This window comes from Parvularculales bacterium (assembly GCA_036881865.1).
Classification (GTDB): Bacteria; Pseudomonadota; Alphaproteobacteria; order JAPOUT01; family JBAJNM01; genus JBAJNM01.
The window spans coordinates 73,809-92,338 of sequence record JBAJNM010000001.1; the positions used below are offsets into that span (position 1 = coordinate 73,809).

The following is an 18,530-nucleotide window of genomic DNA, read 5'->3' on the forward strand; positions in this document are numbered from 1 at the left end:
AGGATAGCGTAATTTTTCTCTATTTTTCCGGAGCTTCCCTATAAAGACGGGCAATCTCCTCCAGTAAATTAACAAAACCGGGCCGTCCATAGCGAGGTGTTTTCGGAAAATATGTACCTCCGAAAAATGGCTCTCCCTTTGAGGTGAGAAACATGGTCAAAGGCCAACCACCCTGCTCTCCCAAACCATGAAGGGCGCTCATGTATATGCTATCAATGTCGGGACGCTCTTCACGGTCCACTTTTATATTGATGAAATGGCAGTTCATAACATCGGCAACGGAAGTGTCTTCAAAACTTTCATGCGCCATAATGTGATACCAATGACAGGCCGCATAACCTACAGAAAGTAAAATGGGTTTATTGTCCGCTTGCGCTGCTGCAAGGGCATCAACCCCCCAAGGCCGCCAATGAACAGGGTTATCTTTATGCTGCCGCAGATAGGGACTGGTTTCTTGTTCTAAAAGATTGCTTGCCGTGTGGGTCATGATAGGTTCAGCGTTCATTTGACCGTATGCTGTTGTCGGATGCAATCCTGTTATGATAAATGAATAAAACCTCTACCATTGTCGCTTTGTCCACACCTCCTGGCCAGGGAGGAATTGCAGTGGTACGCCTGTCCGGTCCTCAAAGCGGAGCAGCCATTGAAGCCTTGACCGGCAAATCTCCTGCAGAGCCGCGCCGTGCGGTGTTGCGGTCTTTATATGATGATGCGGGTGCACTACTGGATAAAGGATTAGTGCTGTTTTTTTCTGCCCCTGCCAGCGCTACAGGCGAGGACATGGCCGAGTTTCATGTCCATGGGGGGCCGGCGGTTGTAGCGGGAGTTTTGGAAAGTCTTACAGGGTTATCGGGTATTGATCTTGCAGAGCCGGGGGATTTTACGCGCCGCGCTTTTGAAGCCGGTCGCTTGGATTTAACGGCGGTGGAAGGATTGGCAGATCTGATAGCCGCTGATACAAAAGCTCAGCATCGTCAGGCGGTGCGTCAGATGAACGGCGCACTGGCACATTTGTGTGATGGCTGGCGGGATCAGTTGGTGAAGGCGTTGGCGTATCTGGAGGCGGAGATCGATTTTCCTGATGAGGATTTACCGGAGGCTTTGTCAGCTGAAGTTGTATCTCCCTTAATGGCGGTAGTAGAAGATATGGAGCGTACGTTGAACCGTGTTGGAGGCGAGCGCATCCGTGAGGGTGTTCAGGTAGCCATCATAGGTCCACCCAATGTTGGTAAGTCTAGCCTTCTTAATGCATTAGCGCGGCGTGAAGCAGCGATTGTGGCGGACGAATCAGGCACCACGCGGGATGTTATAGAAGTTGCTCTTGATCTTGGGGGCATGCCGGTTGTGTTGTTTGATACGGCGGGCTTGCGGGAGGTTGAAGAGGGTGTGGAGGCGGAAGGTGTGCGACGGGCGCGCGTTAGGGCAGATCAGGCGGATATACGCCTTATCATGGTGTCGGTGGAAACATCAGTAGAGGATGCGCGGGATGTTCTTGCTTTGCGCCGTTCTGGTGATGTGGTTGTTGTGAACAAACAGGATTTGGGGAGGCACAACACTATAGAAGGAGCTTATCCGTTATCTGTTTTAACAAGTCAAGGTTTAGAGATGTTAGAAGAGGTATTGGTGCAAGCGGTTACAGAGCTGGCAGGTGAAGGGGAGGGTACTGTGGTGACGCGGTTGCGTCATCGGGAGGCGCTGGGGGCGGCACATAGAGCATGCGCACGGGCGCTTGAGGTTTTGTCATCGGGAGGTAGCGCCAAAGTAGAACTGGCAGCAGAGGATGTACGGCTTGGTGTGCGGGCGTTGGGCCGTCTTGTGGGTCGGGTAGATGTGGATGATATTTTAGACGTTATTTTTCGCGATTTTTGCATCGGCAAGTAATCGCCGAACTGTTTTTGACGTATTCCATGGCTTCCGCTAAAGAATACTTGTGGATGCACGGGCACATAATAACACTCCGAAGCGGCGTTTTGATGTTATCGTCGTTGGCGCGGGCCATGCAGGATGCGAGGCTGCTGCTGCTGCCGCCCGCATGGGTGCTGATACGTTGCTCGTAACCCATAAGTGGGAAACTATTGGAGAAATGTCTTGTAATCCGGCCATAGGAGGGTTGGGTAAGGGACATCTGGTGCGGGAAATTGATGCGCTGGATGGTTTGATGGGGCGTGTTGCCGATGCGGCAGGTATTCAGTTTAGGCTTTTGAATCGTAGTAGGGGGCCAGCGGTGCGTGGGCCCCGGGCGCAGGCTGACCGTGCTTTATATAAGCATGCCATGCAGGAGACGCTGGCGACAGTGTCGGGGCTCAGCATTCATGTGGGTGGGGTGGAAGATATTATAAGAGAAGGCTCGCCGGACACAGAAGAACATGTGGCGGGAGTTGTGCTGGTAGATGGAACACGGCTTTTTGCCGGCGCTGTAGTTTTGACCACGGGCACATTTTTGAGAGGTATGATTCACATCGGTTCGGAGCGTATTCCTGCCGGTCGAGTGGGAGACGCACCGGCGGTTGGATTGGCGCGTACTCTTGAAGAGCTGGGGTTTCCTTTGGGACGGTTGAAAACCGGTACCCCGCCTCGTCTAGTGGCAGGCTCTCTTGATTTTGACCGTCTTAAAGTACAACAGGGGGATAAGAAACCTATGCCGTTTTCTTTTATGACAACGGAAATTACAACCCCTCAGACGGTATGTCATATTACGGAAACAACACCACAAACCCATGAAATCATTATAAAAAATATAAAAAAATCGGCTCTTCATGCAGGCCAGATTGGAGGTCCGGGGCCACGCTATTGCCCGTCCATTGAAGATAAGGTGGTGCGGTTTTCTACCCGCGATGAACATCAGATTTTTCTTGAGCCGGAGGGGTTAGATGATGACACCATATATCCCAATGGTATTTCCACATCTCTTCCGGCGGCAGTTCAAGAGGCTTTTGTGCGGACTATTCCCGGTCTTGAGAAAGCGGTCGTGCGACGTCCGGGTTATGCTATTGATTATGATTACGTAGATCCGCGCTCTTTATACAGAACGCTGGAAACGAAGCGTCTACGAGGGTTGTTTTTGGCAGGACAGATTAACGGCACAACAGGCTATGAAGAAGCCGCTGCTCAAGGATTATTGGCGGGGGCCAATGCGTCCACGGTGGCAGGAGGCAGCGGCCATGGTGAGGGGCTGATTATTTCCCGCGCCGACGCTTACTTGGGGGTATTGGTGGATGATTTGGTCACCCGTGGGGTTTCTGAGCCGTATCGGATGTTTACCTCACGGGCTGAATATCGCCTGACGTTGCGGGCAGATAATGCCGATCAGCGGCTAACACCTTTAGGGATATCCCATGGCTTGGTGGGACCGGAGCGCGCCGCTCATTTTTCCGCTAAAATGGGTGTTTTGGAACAAGCGCAACAGACTCTGGAAGCGTTATCATTGACCCCTGATGAAGCGAGTCGTTATGGATTGGTTATCAATCAGGATGGTCGGCGGCGGGGAGGTTTGGCGTTGTTGGCGTATCCGGAGGTAACGGTAGCGCGTCTGGCGAAAATTTGGCCTCAGTTGGAGATTATTCCGGTGGCCATTGCGACCCAATTGGAGTGTGAGGCGTGTTATTCCGGCTATTTGGAAAGGCAAGTAGCAGATATTCGGGCTTTTCGGCGGGATGAGGCGTTAAATCTGTCGCCAAAATTGAATTATGACCAGATTCCGGGTTTATCTTCTGAGGCTCGACAAAAACTGGCAACTATACGGCCGGTGACTTTGGGACAGGCGGCTCGTATTGAGGGAGTAACACCTGCCGCGCTAACAGCGCTTTTGGCCCATGTTAAAAAGCGGGCGTGATTTTGGGCCGCTTGATTTTCAGCGCGCCACGGATGTTTCACATGAAACAATGGCGCGTCTTGCTTGCTATATTGATCTTTTAAAGCGCTGGAATCAGCATATAAACCTTGTCTCTCCCCAAAGTATAACTTCTTTGTGGTGGCGGCATATGTTGGATTCCGCCCAGCTGTTTCCACTGGCATCGCCAGAGGCCCGTCACTGGTTAGATGTGGGAAGCGGCGGAGGCTTTCCGGCTATGGTGCTGGCCATTATGGCTATGGAGCGTATCCATGAGGCAACAATCTTGCCCTTTTCTTTTGCCCTTGTGGAAAGTGATAACCGTAAAGCCGCTTTTTTGCGGGAAGTCACCCGCCAGACCGGCGCGCCGGCAAAGATTTATGCTGATCGGGTTGAAAATCTGGAATCCATAGACATCTTCGAAGAAGGAGTAGATGTAGTGACAGCACGTGCTTGCGCTCCCCTGCCCCGGCTTTTAGAATGGGTGCTGCCTTTTTTTGGGGAAAATACAGTGGGGGTTTTTCCTGTAGGTCAATATATAGTAGATATAAAAAACCAATCTACTATATATAGTACGAACAAGGTGCAATTTACCATAGAACACCTAACGAGTCGCACGGATCCATCATCAACAATCCTGAAAATCCGTCGCATTCTTACACCGTTAAGGCGTAACCTCAAAGTGTAAATCATGACAGATGCCCCCCGAAAACTCGTGTTAGCCAACCAAAAAGGTGGTGTTGGTAAAACTACCGTGGCTATTAATCTAGGAACGGCACTAGCCTCTATCGGTAAAAAAGTTCTGCTATTGGACCTTGACCCTCAAGGCAATGCCAGCACAGGCCTTGGCGTTAATCCGCAACAACGGAGGCTCTCGTCTTATGAGTTGTTAACGGAGGATATACGCCTTAAAGAGGTTATACTGTCAACCGCCGTCTCAGGTCTGGATTTGATACCCGCAAGTCTTGATTTATTAGGGGTGGAACTGGAACTGGCCGAAGCTCCACATCGTGCTCATCGATTGGCTTCGGCGCTAACGGAGAATCGTGCTGCTGTAGACTTTTATGATTATATTTTTATGGACTGCCCCCCTTCTCTTAACCTTTTGACCATAAATGCTATGACCGCCAGTGATGCTATTTTGGTACCGCTACAAAGTGAGTTTTTTGCGCTGGAGGGGTTAAGTCAACTTCTGAGCACCGTTGAGCAGGTGCGTAGTAATTTGAATGAACGTCTTACCATTCAGGGTATTGTACTAACTATGTATGATCAGCGTAATAATTTGTGCGAACAAGTGGCGACGGATGTCCGTCAGGTCTTGGGAGATAAAGTGTATGACACAATAATTCCTCGCAATGTCCGCATATCGGAGGCCCCGTCTCATGGGATGCCGGTTTTGGTGTACGACCACCAGTGTGCCGGAAGTCGTTCCTTTATGAAATTGGCTGCCGAACTCATGATGCGCGAGGAAAACGCGCATCATGAAAAGGGATAATGATGGCAAAAAAAACGGATAATGAGTCTGCAAACACGGATACGTCCAGTTCAACCTCTATCTTGGGCCGGGGCCAAGAACGCGGGTTGGGACGCGGGCTGGCCTCTCTGATTGGTGCAAATAAAGAACAGCTGCCCCACGCTACCGCCTCCGGTTCGGGTGTGAGAACAGTACCGGTAGCGTGGCTTTATCCCTCCACTTTGCAACCACGCCGCCACATGACTGACGATGCACTAGCGGCTTTGGCGCAATCTATTCAGGAGCATGGTGTGGTGCAGCCCATTGTGGTGCGACCACACCCCTCTATAGAAGAGCGCTATGAAATCATTGCCGGTGAACGGCGCTGGAGGGCGGCTCAAAAAATTCAGCGTCATGAAGTGCCGGTGGTCATCCGCGAAATGGATGATGAGGAAGCTTTTGAGGTCGCGGTTGTTGAGAATGTCCAAAGGGCCGACTTGGATGCTGTTGAAGAGGCATTGGCCTACCGAAAAATGGTGGATGAGTTTAAGCACTCTCAGGAACAAGTGGCAAAAATTATCGGCAAAAGCCGCGCTCATATAGCTAACATGATACGCTTATTAACATTGCCGGCGGAGGTGCAGGAAATGCTCATTGAAGGAGTGCTGACAGCCGGTCACGCCCGTGCTTTGGTGGGAGTCTCTGACGCGGTTAATCTGGCCCGACAAATTGTCTCCCAAGGCCTATCGGTTCGGGCGGTAGAACGTCTTGTAGCCAAACGCCGTGCAGATAAAACCAAGGACAAAAATAAACCTGCTGCCACAACCCACACTGCAAAAGGGAGCGAGGCCGATATACAGCAGCTAGAGCGTTCTCTTTCCCTTGCGTTGGGCTTATCTGTTTCCCTGACCCATAACAGTGAGACCGGTAGCGGTGCAGTGCGTATTATCTGGCGCACAACAGAACAGTTTGATGCTCTCCATTCTCGCCTTATGAGCCCGCCCTCTACCTAAGTCGGTGTTGCCAGCCTTGCGGCAACACAATATACTTAAAACAACATTAAATGATTTTCTCGTCTTCCCTTCATTAATAACCGTTGATCTTCTGTAATTATGGCGTGGTTTTTCCGTCTCTCTTTTGGGCCATCTCTCAGCGTGGCCGTATGTCTTGTTGCTGTAGCACTCTTGGGGGCGTGTGGAGGGGCCTCTCGGGAAACGACGTATCCAGAATATGGTGAGGGTCAGGGCCGAGCCAATGTATTTTTATGGGATGCGACGCTGAAAACGTTATCTTTTGCACCCCTATCTTCTGCTGAACGCTCAAGCGGTGTGGTTATCACCAAGTGGTATAGGCTGCCTGATAATGAAAATGAGCGGTTCAAAATCATGGCCTACATATTAAGCAACCAATTGCAGTCAAGCGCGCTGAGGGTGACACTCCTTCGCCAGATTCGCACTGCGCCGGGTTCGGGGTGGGGCGAAGCGGTTGTTTCTCAGGAAACCGTGACGGAGTTAGAAAATATTATCCTACGGCGCGCTAGGACGTTACGGGTTGAGGCGGAGGCCGATAAAGACAATTGACGGACGCCGACACATCAGGCCATATTGATATTAGCAATAGTGAGGCCCATTGGCAGAGCGCCTGGGAGGCGGCAGATGCCTTTAAGCCCGGTACTCCGAATGATCCCCGGCCTAAATATTATGTGTTGGAGATGTTTCCCTATCCATCAGGGCGGCTTCACATGGGCCATGTGCGTAATTACACAATGGGCGATGTTGTTGCACGTTTCAGGCGCGCACGGGGGTTTAATGTGTTGCATCCCATGGGGTGGGATGCCTTTGGGTTACCCGCTGAAAATGCGGCTATAAATAAGAGTGTTCATCCGGCTCAATGGACTAAGACCAATATTGAATCTATGCGTGTTCAGATGAAAGCGTTGGGATTGTCTTTGAACTGGGACAGAGAGATTACTACGTGTAATGTGTCTTATTATCGCCATCAGCAGTCGTTGTTTTTGGATTTTCTAGATCGGGGTCTTGTTTATCGGGGCGTTCGTGATGTTAATTGGGATCCGGTAGAGCGTACGGTACTAGCCAATGAGCAGGTCATAGACGGGCGTGGCTGGCGCTCCGGTGCGGTGGTTGAGCGCCGTTCTCTGGCGCAATGGTTTTTGGCGATTACAAAAGCGGGCGAGTCGTTGCTGACAAGTCTTGACGGTCTAAAGCGGTGGCCGGAAAAAGTACGTGTCATGCAGGAGAACTGGATTGGTCGATCTGAGGGTCTGACCATGCGCTTTGTTTTGTCCAACGTGCCACCTGATGGCGGGAGTGAAGAAGATGTTCTCGAGATATATACCACCCGACATGATACGATTTTTGGAGCAAGCTTTTGTGCTATAGCGCCGGATCATCCGTTGGCGGTGCGTTTGGCGCAGGGTAATTCTGGGCTACGGGATTTTATAACCTCGTGTAAAAGTCAGGATACGAGCGAGGTTTCCCGGAGTATTATGGAAAAGAAGGGGTTTGATACAGGTGTTGTAGCGAGTCATCCTTTTAATGAGGCTCAGGCATTGCCGGTTTATGTGGCCAATTTTGTACTGATGGATTATGGAACGGGTGCTATTTTTGGGTGTCCGGCGCATGACCAACGAGATTTAGAATTTGCGCACAAATATAATTTGCCGGTCTTGCCGGTGGTTATTCCTGAGGGGGAAAACCCGGACAGTTTTGCTATCGGAGATGAGGCGTTTACGGGTGTTGGGGTGTTGCGACACTCGGCTTTTTTAGAGGGCATGACCCCTGAGGAGGGCAGAGAAGAAATTGCCTGTCGTATGGAAGATACAGGATGTGGCTGGCGGACCATTCATTATCGCTTGCGGGACTGGGGGGTTTCCCGTCAGCGTTATTGGGGTTGTCCTATTCCTATTATTCATTGTGAGGTGTGCGGTATCGTTCCAGTGTCTCGTGAGGATTTGCCAGTGCAGTTGCCGGATGATGTTTCATTTGATGAGCCGGGCAATCCGTTGGAGAATCATCCCACATGGAAAAATGTGCTGTGTTCCCGCTGTGGAGTTGAGGCTACGCGCGAAACTGATACGCTTGATACATTTGTGGATTCATCGTGGTACTTTGCCCGCTTTTGTGCCCCTCAATCTGATACTCCCACAGACACCGAGGCGGTTAACTACTGGCTTCCTGTAGACCAATATATTGGCGGTATTGAGCACGCTATTTTGCATCTTCTTTATTCGCGTTATTTCACGCGCGCCATGAAAGAGACGGGCCATGTAACGCTGGATGAGCCTTTTGAGGGTTTGTTTACTCAGGGCATGGTCTGCCACGAGACGTATCAAACGGCGGATGGACGTTTTGTTGAACCTGACGATGTTGTTCGTCGCGAGGGTAAGGTTTTTTTTAGTGATGATCCCAAGACAGAAGTGACCGTGGGACCATCAGAAAAAATGTCAAAATCCAGAAGCAATATTGTCAATCCGGATGTTGTAGTTGCTCGTTATGGTGCAGATGTAGCGCGATGGTTTATGTTGTCTGATTCACCACCGGAGCGAGATGTCTATTGGACCGAGGCGGGTATAGAGGGAGCAGCGCGCTTTCGCAGACGTTTTTGGCGTCTGGTAGAAGCGGCGGGTGATGATTTATGTCCACCTGAGAGCCCCATGCCAGCACTGGAGGGTGAGGCGGCTGAAATGCGTCGTGCTGTTCATCGTATTGTGGCGGCAGTGACGGATGAGTTGGAAAGGTTGCGGTTTAATCGCGCCGTTGCTCATATTTATGAGTTGGTCAATGATGTTGCGGGGTTTCAGGAGCAAGGTGCAGGGGCTGCATGGGTGCGGCGGGAGGCTTTGGAGTTTTTGGTAAAGATTACGGCTCCTGCCATGCCTCACTTGGCTGAAAGTGCGTGGCGGGCCTTGGGACATGATACACTGGTGGCTTTGTTGCCGTGGCCGATTGTTGATGACAGTCTGCTGGTAGATAATATGGTGACCATGGCGGTTCAGGTGAACGGTAAGCGTCGTAGTGAAATCACTGTAGTGCGAGGTGCTTCGCAAGACCACATAGCACAAGAGGCGTTGGCGTGTGACAAGGTGGAGAAAATTGTTGATGGCAGAGAAATACGCAATCTTATTGTGGTGCCGGACAGGATTGTCAACATTGTGGTCTAAAATATTGCACGGGAGTTTCTTGTGCGGTGTTTTTGTGTTATCGACGGGCTGCGGCTTTCAGCCTCTTTATGGAGACCGGGGAAGTGGGGTGCCCTCGCTGGCGCAACAGATGGCGTCTGTTGAGGTGAAAGCGCCCTCCACCCGAACAGGGTTTCTGGTGCAGCGTCGTTTGTTGTATGGTTTGTCGGCAGAGGGTAAGGCGGTAGCCTCTCAGGATTATGTGCTGGATATAGCTATAAACCAATGGGAGGAGGATGTTCTGCTCCAACAAGATGCCGATGTGAGCCGCCGTAACGTTGTCGTTGAGGCCTATTACACACTGGCGGATGCGGGCACGGGCCAGTATCTTTATCGCAGTAATAATAGAGCCGTTGCGGGATACAACCGATTTGATTCTGACTTTGCCAATATTGCTGCCGCTCAATCTGCTGAAATGCGGGCAGCGGAAACTGTAGCGGATAGTATCGCTACCCGCCTTGCTCTTTATTTCAGCAAAAGTGAGGAAGATACTTCATGAAACTAAACCGCAGTGATATGCAGCGCTTTTTGAAATCACCCTGTGCGGGTGTTCGTCTAGCGTTAGTTTATGGTCCAGACAGAGGTTTGGCTCATGATAGGGCCAGTCATTTAGTGCGGGCGGTTGCGGGTAATGTGGATGATCCGTTTCAGGTTGCTACCTTAACGGAGGGGGATTTAGAAAAAGACCCCGCACGTCTTGTAGATGAAGCATTGTCATTGTCTATGACCGGTGGGCGTCGTGTGGTGTGGGTGAGACATGGTGGCAGGCGTACGGCAGAGCAGGTAGCGGCGTTATTAAAACGGCCTGTTTCTGAATCAGATGAGAGTGCTTTTGTTGTTGTGGAAGCGGGGGATTTAGCACCGTCTTCGGGTTTGCGTAAGGCCGCAGAAAAAGCAGGTGATGCTGTAGTGCTGCCTTGTTACAACGATGACAGCCAGACGTTGGGGCAGTTGGTGCGGGGTATATTAAAGGAGCATTCTCTTGTTATAGAGCCAGAGGCGCTGGATTATTTAATCACTCACTTGGGCTCAGACCGAGGGGTGACTCGCCGCGAGGTGGAAAAACTTGTGCTTTATATGGGGGGTGGTTCTGGAGAGGGGGCAGAGGAGGCTTGGGTGAGTTTGGAAGATGCCCAAACGGTTGTAGGCGACACATCAGTGTGGCGGTTGGATGCTATTGCGGATGCTACCGCCGAGGGAAACGCAGCGGCTTTGGGTCCCTCTTTGGATAGGGCTTTTATGGCTGGCACAAATCCTGTTGCTGTGTTGGCTTCCGTTTCGGAGCATTTGCGACGGTTACATTATATTGCTGTGAGGGCTGAAAAGGGCACACCTCCCGCTGTGACTATAAAATCATTGCGCCCGCCAGTGCATTTTACCCGTGCTCCTTCTGTGGCGCGGCAAATGGGGCGGTGGTCTCGTGCTCGTTTGGATAGAGCACTGGCTCTTATCACTCAAGCTGATGCGGATTGTCGCCGCACCGGTACGCCCACTCAGGCTTTGTGCGGACAGGTTCTTGTCACCATTGCCAATTTTGCGCTTGCTGCCCAAAAAAGGGGATAAACAGGGCGTACATCCTAAGATTTCTTGCGCTGTGGGAAGCAAACTGTTAAGTCTGCGTAGAATGGTAGCATCGGTTAAAATATCTCCCTCTATTCTGGCTGCCGATTTTTCTCAGCTGGGCGAGGAGGTGCGTGCATTGGATGCCGCTGGTGCAGACATTATTCACATGGATATTATGGATGGGCATTATGTGCCCAATCTCACCATAGGCCCGGGGGTTATGAAGGCTATACGGCCGTGTTCACAAAAACCTTTTGATGTGCATTTGATGATAAGCCCCGTGGATAATTTCATCGTGCCTTTTGTTGAGGCAGGGGCGGATAGTATTACGTTTCATCCGGAGGCCAGCCGTCACGCGCATCGTACGCTACAACTCATTAAGGCTACGGGATGTCGTGCTGGGGTGTCTCTTAATCCAGGAACCTCTGTGGAGTGTGTGATGCCCATGCTGGACATGATAGACTTGGTTTTGGTGATGAGTGTCAATCCGGGGTTTGGGGGGCAGACTTTTTTGGGGAGTCAGATTGGAAAAATTGAAAAATTGTCAAAGATAATAAAAGCCTCGGGTCGGGATATTGACCTACAGGTAGATGGTGGCGTGACCGTTCAGAATGCCCATCTGGTTATTGGGGCGGGGGCTACAACGTTGGTTGCGGGTACGGCGGTGTTTCAGGGGGGGGCTGAGTCTTATGAGAGCAACATTAAGGCGTTGCGATCACCAATGGGGTTACGAGCGGGGTGATGCTTGCCCCAAGCTATAAGACGGAGTTCTGGGCGTGTGGCCTCGCCTGATAAGTAGGCTTATCCTTGTTTGGGGGAATCGGCTGTATGGGAGCAGGCTTTACAATTTGACTCTGGCAGGACCGATGCCCGATTTAGGCATAACCGGCCCGCCCAGTCTTCGGTCGGGACAAGCAGATATTGCAGAGTCTATTGTGAGGGGGGTTTATCTTTTGCCCGGAGGGCGGGTTGATACGCAAGGGCAATCACCGTTTTCTGTAAGACCACCAGATAGATTATGGGCAGAAAGCCTGAACGGGTTTAACTGGCTTACTCATTGCGCCACTGCCGATAGTGATAAGGCACGGGTGATTGCACGACACTGTGTTAGTGATTGGGTAGATCGGTGTGGCCGATGGGAAGCGGTGGCGTGGGAACCCCATATCATAGGTCGGAGATTGCTATCGTGGTTCACCCATACGCATCTTTTGATTCAAAATACAGAGATGGTTTATCGCTCCAAAGTTATTCGTTCTATGGGACAGCAGGCGCGACATCTTACGCGGGTTGCCAATGGTGCACCTAGTGGTCTTCCTCGATTGACAGCAGCGATGGGAGTTGTGTTGTCGGGATTGTGTTTGTCGGGAGGAGCTAAGAGGATTCCCATCGGATTAGATTTGATGAAACGTGAATTGCAGGGGCAAATCTTGCCCGATGGGGTTCATGCTAGTCGTAATCCGGCGCTTCATTTAGACGTACTTCTTGATCTCGTGTCTATAGAGAAAGCCTTTGCGCTTGCGGGGCGCACATCGCCTGAATTTTTGAAAGAATCTATCAGGCGTTTGAGTCTTATGGTGCAATTTTTTCTCCATAGTGATGGGCGATTGGCGGTCTTTCAGGGTGGCAATGAATGTTGGGCAGATGAAATTAAGGCTGTTCTTCCTCAGGGGAACGGGTCGCAGATACCGTCTTCCGGTTTTGCACCATGGGCAGGGTATCAACGTCTACAAGGTGGTGAGACTGTGGTTCTGGTAGAAACCGGATCTGGTGAGGTGGCTTCCAAACAGGTGCCCGCTGTAGTGCCACGTCTGGCGTTTGAAATGAGCGCCGGAACTGACCGAATTATCGTGAATTGCGGAAATACGTCTTTTTTTGGTCATAAGTGGGCTGAGGCCATGTGGTTGCCCTCGGCTCTTTCTACGTTGACCATGAATACTCAGTCCACAGGTCTTGGCTCTATGGGCGTTGGACGGTTTGCGTTTAGGGGTGCGGTCACGAGACGGTCTCGCCCGGCGGAGTGTTTGTTTCATCAAGATGAGACAGGAGTATGGACAGATGCTACCCGGGTTAGGGGTGGGGTAGTACATAGGCGAAGACTCTTTCTAACGTCTGAGGGTGACAGTTTACGGGGGCAGGATATACTAAGCAGTAGTGTTCAGAGAAGCGGGCGTTCGGTTAAGGGAGAGGCGGTGCCTTTTACTATCCGGTTTCATGTGCATCCGTCATGTCGGGCGTCTTTGGCTGCGGGTGGGCAATCGGTATTGATTGCACCGGAGCATGGGATGGGGTGGCGTTTTATTGCGCGGTGTGGGGAGGTTCCTATTGCTATAACTCTGGAAGGTGGTGTTTATGTGGGGGAGGGTGCGGGGGAACACATTCGTCGAACCCACCAGATTGTCGTCACAAGCAAGACGCTCTCTAACATACAGTCAGACACGCAGATAATTATAAAATGGATGTTTCAGAAGCTGGAGCGAAGACCTTTTGATAAGGTCGTATCAGCCTCTTCTGAACAGGATGGTTGTCAATTTTCACTTGATTTTGGAGAACCCGACCTGAAAAAAAACAAAAACGCTCAATTTTGACTAAGAATGATAAAAGTTCCGGCTATTTGTGCTATAAATCAATAGGTTAGTAAATTAGCTCCTGCTCATTCGACCCGCTCCCACTTTACAACGGTTTTTTGGGGGGACTTAAGTATATAATTCCTTAAGATTTCATCTCAGCGAGGACTGCGGGGCTTGCCAGCTTTAAGTACCGCAGAGATATAATGGAGGTGCTTGTGAACGAACATCAATGGGATTTGGTTTTGCGTGGCGGCAATATTGTCGATGGCACAGGTGTTCCACCTTATGTTGGTGATGTAGCTATTTGTGATGGCGTAATCGCTCAGGTCGGTGAGGTATATGGTGTTGCAAAACGTGAGCTAGATGTGACAGGCTATCTGGTGACACCGGGCTTTGTTGACATCCATACACATTATGATGGTCAGGTGTTGTGGGATCAATGTCTTGCACCTTCATCCTGGCATGGTGTAACGACGGCTGTGATGGGAAATTGCGGTGTTGGTTTTGCGCCCTGCAAGCCCGAAGACCATAAGCGTCTAATCAAGCTGATGGAAGGTGTGGAAGATATTCCAGGCGTCGTATTGGATGAGGGCTTACCCTGGAACTGGAAATCATTTCCTGAATACCTAGATGCGGTTGATATGCGCAATTATGACATTGATATAGCCGCACAACTGCCGCATGGGGCATTACGTCTTTATGTGATGGGTGATCGAGCCGAACGTCTGGAAAAAGCGACGCCAGATGATATCGAGACAATGGCAAAGATCGCAGCTGAAGCCGTTGAAGCCGGAGCGGTCGGGTTTTCAACATCGCGCACCATCAATCACCGCACAAGCGATGGCAATCCAACGCCGTCACTGAAAGCGAGTGAGGATGAGCTGTCGGGGATCGCGATGGCGCTCAAGGAGAAGAACAAAGGTGTCCTGCAATTCGTGTCCGATTTTGACGATCCGAAGCAGGAAATGGCGATGCTACAAAACGTAGCGCGTGAGTCTGGTCGCCCTCTGTCTGTATCTCTGGCACAAAGTGACATAAACCCTGATGGTTGGCGGAATCTGCTGAGCTGGCTCTCAGTGTCAAATGATGAAGGCCTTGAGGTACGCGGTCAGGTTGCCGGTCGACCTGTAGGGATCATGCTGGGGTTTGATGTTACCCTGAACCCATTTGTAGGGTGCCCAACCTATCGTTCATTTGCAAACTTGCCACTGGCGGAAAAAGTATCGCGCCTGCGCCAAGCGGAAACCCGCTCTCAAATTCTGGAAGAATTTGAGGCAGGTGATTTCCCGGAAGGGCTCCGAATATTCATCAATTTCAATCGTATGTTTATCCTCGGTGAACAACCCGACTATGAACAGGAAATTGACCAGAGCATCGGTGCCCGGGCCGTACGCCAAGGCCTTCGCGCCTCTGAGCTTGCTTTCTACGAAATGCTCAAGCATGACGGCCACGCGATGCTATACTTCCCATTTCTAAATTATGCACAAGGCTCTCTGGAGCCGAGTCTTGAAATGATGCAGCACAAGAATACTGTTCTTGGTCTCGGGGATGGAGGGGCACATCTTGGATCAATTTGTGACGCGAGCTTCACGACGCATATGCTAACGTTTTGGACACGGGACCGAACGCGCGGAGCAAAATTGCCCATAGAAAAAGCCGTTAAGTGGCACAGTCACGATACCGCTGCCGCGGTGGGTCTTTTGGATCGCGGCTTACTGCAATCAGGATATAAGGCAGACATCAACGTTATCGATTATCATGGTCTGACGCTGCACGCGCCGCAAATGGTGCGCGACCTGCCTCACAAAAGCGGTCGATTGATGCAACAGGCCGATGGCTACAAATACGCGATTGTATCAGGGATCGTAACATATGAAGATGGCGAATGGACCGGGGCTACTCCCGGAAAACTTGTTCGCGGTGCACAATCAGTAACCAACGAGCATAGGCGTGTCGCGTGACGCGCTACCAGCCTTGAGAGATTCAGAAGACCCCCCACCAACTCCAAGTATCTAATTCGGGCACTTCTGTATATAAACCCCCTTTTTCATATTCTTTCTCTAGGCTTTCCCCAATTTCCGCCCTCTCCATCACTAGCCTTAAGAGCCGACGCAACATCAAGAGCGTGAATTGCCCCCTTGTTGTCTGGGCCCCGACTCGCTAACCTATTGAAAGCTATTTAGGAAGGTACCGATGAAACTGGATTTTGCGACAACGTCGATGCTGGCCAATATGGCGCTCAATGAAGTGCCACCGCTGAATACGCTGAGCGCCGATGAGGCGCGGCTGGTTTTTGCTGAGATTTACCGTTCTATGCCACCAGGGCCTGAAAGCGTCAGTAGCGAAGACATTTCCATTGTCGTTGAGGGCGGCGAAATTCGCGGCCGTATTTTGCGCCCGGCCGATGAAGCGCAAGCCGTAATGATTTACTATCATGGCGGCGGCTGGGTGATCGGTAATATTGACGATTATGATTTGGTCGGTCGTCATCTAGCCGAAAAAAACAACGCCATTGTGGTGATGATCGATTACCGAAAAAGCCCGGAGCACAAATATCCGGTGCCGATGCGGGATTGCTATGCGGCCTTGAATTGGGTGGAAGATAACCGCACAAAAATCGGTGCTGACAATCTGCCGCTGATTGTGGCCGGCGATAGCGCGGGCGGCAATTTATCGGCCGTCATGGCGCAAAAAACCGCCGCTGAAAATGGCCCGAAAATCGACTTGCAGCTATTGATTTATCCGGTGACGGATGGGCGGATGCAAACCGACAGCTTTACCCATGAGGATAAACAACTGTTCCTGACGGCTGAGTTGATGAGCCATTTCTGGGATCAATATGCCGATGAAAAACAACGTCTGGAGCCCGAAGCCTCGCCCCTCTTGGCGGGTAATCTGGCGGATGTCGCACCGGCTATTGTGCTGACGGCAGAGTTCGACATTCTGGTTGATGAAGGCAAAGCCTATGCCGATAAGCTGGATGAAGCTGGTAGGCTAGTTGCTTACAAATGTTTTGAAAGGCAAATGCATGGCTTTTTCGCCATGCCGGATGCGCTACCGGTCGGCTTTGAGGCGATGGATTGGGCAACCCACGAAATCGCACGTCATATGGCACCGGTCGAGATGGTTGATGCGGTGGTGGTCGGAGCCGGCTTTTCCGGTATGTATCAATTGCACAAACTGCGCGAAATGGGCTTGTCAGTGAAAGTGTTTGAGGCAGGCGAAGATGTTGGCGGCACCTGGTACTGGAACTGCTATCCCGGCGCCCGGGTTGATATTGAAAGCATGGCTTACTCTTTTTCTTTTTCGAAAGAGCTGGAACAGGACTGGGTGTGGTCGGAAAAATATTCGCCGCAACCCGAGTTACTGCGCTATGCACAACATGTCGCCGACCGGTTTGACTTAAAGCGTGATATTTCTTTCAACATGCGTGTCACCAGCGCACATTTTGACGATGACAATAATGAATGGCTGGTCACTACTGAGTGCGGCAAGCGGGTGCGGGCACGCTTTTTAGTGATGGCCTCTGGCGTTTTATCAGCTGCCAAAACGCCCGATATTGCCGGTCGTGACAGATTTAAAGGCGAGACCTATAGAACCGGCCTGTGGCCGAAAGAAGGGGTAGATTTTACCGGCAAGCGTGTGGCCGTAATCGGCACTGGTTCGTCAGCCGTGCAGTCTATCCCGCTGATTGCCGAAGAAGCGGAAGAACTGGTGGTTTATCAGCGCACCGCTGCCTATTCGACACCGGCGCATAACCGACCTTTGATCAATTCCGAGATTGATACGATGAAGACTAATTATGATGCTTACCGGCAAGAGCAGCGCCGGACCCCGGCCGGTATTGTCAATCCGGAGCGCATGCCGGAGCGTACCATGGACGTGCCGGAAGAAGAACGTCGGCGGCGCTTTGAGCAAGCCTGGGATGGCGGGCTGCTAACCGGTCTATCGTCCACCTTCTCCGATATACTGGTTAATGAAGAGGCCAATAATGAAGTGTCGGAGTTTATCGGCGACCGCATTCGCGCGACCGTGAAAGACAAACAAACGGCGGAGGATTTGACGCCGAAAGCCTATCCTTACGGCACCAAGCGACCCTGTATCGATACGAATTATTACGAGACCTATAATCGCGACAATGTCTCTCTGGTTAATTTGCAGCGCACGCCGATTGAGATGTTTACCGAAACGGGCATCAAAACCAGCGATGGATTGCGCGAATTTGATGCAATTGTTTATGCCACCGGTTTTGACGCCATGACCGGTGCGCTGCTACAGGTCGATATTCGTGGTCGCGGTGGGAGGCGTCTGGTTGATGCGTGGATTAACGGGCCACGCTCTTACCTAGGTATTGCCATTCACGGCTTCCCCAATCTGTTCACCATTACCGGCCCATCAAGCCCGTCTGTGCTGTCTAATATGCTGGTATCGATTGAGCAGCATGTCAATTGGGTGACCGATTGCATTGGCTGGATGCGCGAAAACGGCAAGACGGCGATTGAGCCGAGCGATGCGGCCGAGTGCGAATGGGCAGAACACACTGCGCACCTCGCCAGTATGACCTTATTCCCGAAAGCCGATAGCTGGTATATGGGGGCCAATATGCCGGGCAAACCGCGTATGTTCCTTGCCTATGTCGGTGGTGTCGGCGCCTATCGGATGATATGCGATCAGGTTGCCGCCAATAATTATTACGGCTGTGAGTTTACACCTAAGGATTAGAATCTGGCACACCATATTCACGAAACGTTACTATTAAGAATTAGAATTTGGCACAGCATCCGGTTTTATCTGGGTCTTTTTGCGCATTAAGAATTAGAAAATTTCCGGCCATTTGTTATATAAACCAATAAGTTAGCTAATTAGCCCTTGGTTGTTTGGCACGTTTCCGTTTTGCAACGGCTTTTTGGGAAATTATAT

14 protein-coding genes are annotated in these 18,530 nt (G+C 51.1%); 13 read left to right on the forward strand and 1 reads right to left on the reverse strand.

Going from position 1 to position 18,530, the window contains the following annotated elements; translation table 11 throughout:
• Nucleotides 1-19: 19 nt before the first annotated feature.
• A complete protein-coding gene (locus V6Z81_00365; GenBank protein MEG9860951.1) occupies nucleotides 20-505 on the reverse strand; it encodes a thioredoxin domain-containing protein in 486 nt (161 codons plus the stop codon).
• 41 nt (nucleotides 506-546) lie between these two features.
• On the opposite strand from V6Z81_00365, the gene mnmE reads away from it, so the two are divergent.
• The 13 genes from mnmE to V6Z81_00430 all read left to right on the forward strand — a co-directional run bounded on the left by mnmE (nucleotide 547) and on the right by V6Z81_00430 (nucleotide 18,332).
• Nucleotides 547-1,881 carry a tRNA uridine-5-carboxymethylaminomethyl(34) synthesis GTPase MnmE gene (gene mnmE, locus V6Z81_00370; protein MEG9860952.1) on the forward strand — a complete coding sequence of 445 codons (1,335 nt, stop codon included), beginning with the start codon at nucleotides 547-549 and terminating at the stop codon, nucleotides 1,879-1,881.
• A 49-nt stretch (nucleotides 1,882-1,930) separates the two neighbouring features.
• Nucleotides 1,931-3,832 (forward strand): tRNA uridine-5-carboxymethylaminomethyl(34) synthesis enzyme MnmG, encoded by a 1,902-nt coding sequence (mnmG, locus tag V6Z81_00375; protein ID MEG9860953.1) that lies wholly within the window; start codon nucleotides 1,931-1,933, stop codon nucleotides 3,830-3,832.
• The gene (rsmG, locus tag V6Z81_00380) at nucleotides 3,813-4,517 is read left to right on the forward strand and encodes a 16S rRNA (guanine(527)-N(7))-methyltransferase RsmG (GenBank protein ID MEG9860954.1); all 705 of its coding nucleotides are present in this window, start codon (nucleotides 3,813-3,815) and stop codon (nucleotides 4,515-4,517) included. The genes mnmG and rsmG overlap by 20 nt, the downstream gene beginning before the upstream one ends.
• A gap of 3 nt (nucleotides 4,518-4,520) precedes the next feature.
• Nucleotides 4,521-5,324 carry a ParA family protein gene (locus tag V6Z81_00385; GenBank protein ID MEG9860955.1) on the forward strand — a complete coding sequence of 268 codons (804 nt, stop codon included), beginning with the start codon at nucleotides 4,521-4,523 and terminating at the stop codon, nucleotides 5,322-5,324.
• Nucleotides 5,324-6,295: a ParB/RepB/Spo0J family partition protein gene (locus V6Z81_00390; GenBank protein MEG9860956.1), complete on the forward strand. Its 972-nt coding sequence runs from the start codon at nucleotides 5,324-5,326 to the stop codon at nucleotides 6,293-6,295. The genes V6Z81_00385 and V6Z81_00390 overlap by 1 nt, the downstream gene beginning before the upstream one ends.
• 99 nt (nucleotides 6,296-6,394) lie before the next feature.
• Nucleotides 6,395-6,862, forward strand: a complete 468-nt coding sequence (locus tag V6Z81_00395) for a DUF3576 domain-containing protein (protein ID MEG9860957.1) — start codon at nucleotides 6,395-6,397, stop codon at nucleotides 6,860-6,862.
• Nucleotides 6,859-9,462: a leucine--tRNA ligase gene (leuS, locus tag V6Z81_00400; GenBank protein MEG9860958.1), complete on the forward strand. Its 2,604-nt coding sequence runs from the start codon at nucleotides 6,859-6,861 to the stop codon at nucleotides 9,460-9,462. The genes V6Z81_00395 and leuS overlap by 4 nt, the downstream gene beginning before the upstream one ends.
• A gap of 109 nt (nucleotides 9,463-9,571) precedes the next feature.
• Complete coding sequence (gene lptE, locus V6Z81_00405) at nucleotides 9,572-9,979, forward strand: LPS assembly lipoprotein LptE (GenBank protein MEG9860959.1); 408 nt, start codon at nucleotides 9,572-9,574, stop codon at nucleotides 9,977-9,979.
• On the forward strand, nucleotides 9,976-11,043 hold the full coding sequence (gene holA / locus V6Z81_00410; protein ID MEG9860960.1) for a DNA polymerase III subunit delta: 1,068 nt from the start codon (nucleotides 9,976-9,978) through the stop codon (nucleotides 11,041-11,043). The genes lptE and holA overlap by 4 nt, the downstream gene beginning before the upstream one ends.
• Before the next feature lie 61 nt (nucleotides 11,044-11,104).
• Nucleotides 11,105-11,785 carry a ribulose-phosphate 3-epimerase gene (gene rpe / locus V6Z81_00415; protein ID MEG9860961.1) on the forward strand — a complete coding sequence of 227 codons (681 nt, stop codon included), beginning with the start codon at nucleotides 11,105-11,107 and terminating at the stop codon, nucleotides 11,783-11,785.
• Nucleotides 11,786-11,909: 124 nt separating this feature from the next.
• A complete protein-coding gene (locus V6Z81_00420; protein MEG9860962.1) occupies nucleotides 11,910-13,628 on the forward strand; it encodes a heparinase II/III family protein in 1,719 nt (572 codons plus the stop codon).
• Between the two features lie 185 nt (nucleotides 13,629-13,813).
• A complete protein-coding gene (locus tag V6Z81_00425) occupies nucleotides 13,814-15,571 on the forward strand; it encodes an amidohydrolase family protein (GenBank protein MEG9860963.1) in 1,758 nt (585 codons plus the stop codon).
• 232 nt (nucleotides 15,572-15,803) lie between these two features.
• Complete coding sequence (locus V6Z81_00430; protein MEG9860964.1) at nucleotides 15,804-18,332, forward strand: alpha/beta hydrolase fold domain-containing protein; 2,529 nt, start codon at nucleotides 15,804-15,806, stop codon at nucleotides 18,330-18,332.
• The last annotated feature ends 198 nt before the right edge of the window (nucleotides 18,333-18,530 follow it).

Coding starts and splice junctions, on each gene's coding strand:
- V6Z81_00395 (MEG9860957.1), top strand. CDS start 6,395: ATGGCGTGGTTTTTCCGTCTCTCTTTTGGGCCATCTCTCAGCGTGGCC.
- rpe (MEG9860961.1), top strand. CDS start 11,105: ATGGTAGCATCGGTTAAAATATCTCCCTCTATTCTGGCTGCCGATTTT.
- V6Z81_00385 (MEG9860955.1), top strand. CDS start 4,521: ATGACAGATGCCCCCCGAAAACTCGTGTTAGCCAACCAAAAAGGTGGT.
- V6Z81_00365 (MEG9860951.1), bottom strand. CDS start 505: ATGAACGCTGAACCTATCATGACCCACACGGCAAGCAATCTTTTAGAA.
- V6Z81_00420 (MEG9860962.1), top strand. CDS start 11,910: ATGCCCGATTTAGGCATAACCGGCCCGCCCAGTCTTCGGTCGGGACAA.
- V6Z81_00430 (MEG9860964.1), top strand. CDS start 15,804: ATGAAACTGGATTTTGCGACAACGTCGATGCTGGCCAATATGGCGCTC.
- holA (MEG9860960.1), top strand. CDS start 9,976: ATGAAACTAAACCGCAGTGATATGCAGCGCTTTTTGAAATCACCCTGT.
- lptE (MEG9860959.1), top strand. CDS start 9,572: ATGGCGTCTGTTGAGGTGAAAGCGCCCTCCACCCGAACAGGGTTTCTG.
- V6Z81_00425 (MEG9860963.1), top strand. CDS start 13,814: ATGGAGGTGCTTGTGAACGAACATCAATGGGATTTGGTTTTGCGTGGC.
- V6Z81_00390 (MEG9860956.1), top strand. CDS start 5,324: ATGATGGCAAAAAAAACGGATAATGAGTCTGCAAACACGGATACGTCC.
- rsmG (MEG9860954.1), top strand. CDS start 3,813: ATGTTAAAAAGCGGGCGTGATTTTGGGCCGCTTGATTTTCAGCGCGCC.
- mnmE (MEG9860952.1), top strand. CDS start 547: ATGAATAAAACCTCTACCATTGTCGCTTTGTCCACACCTCCTGGCCAG.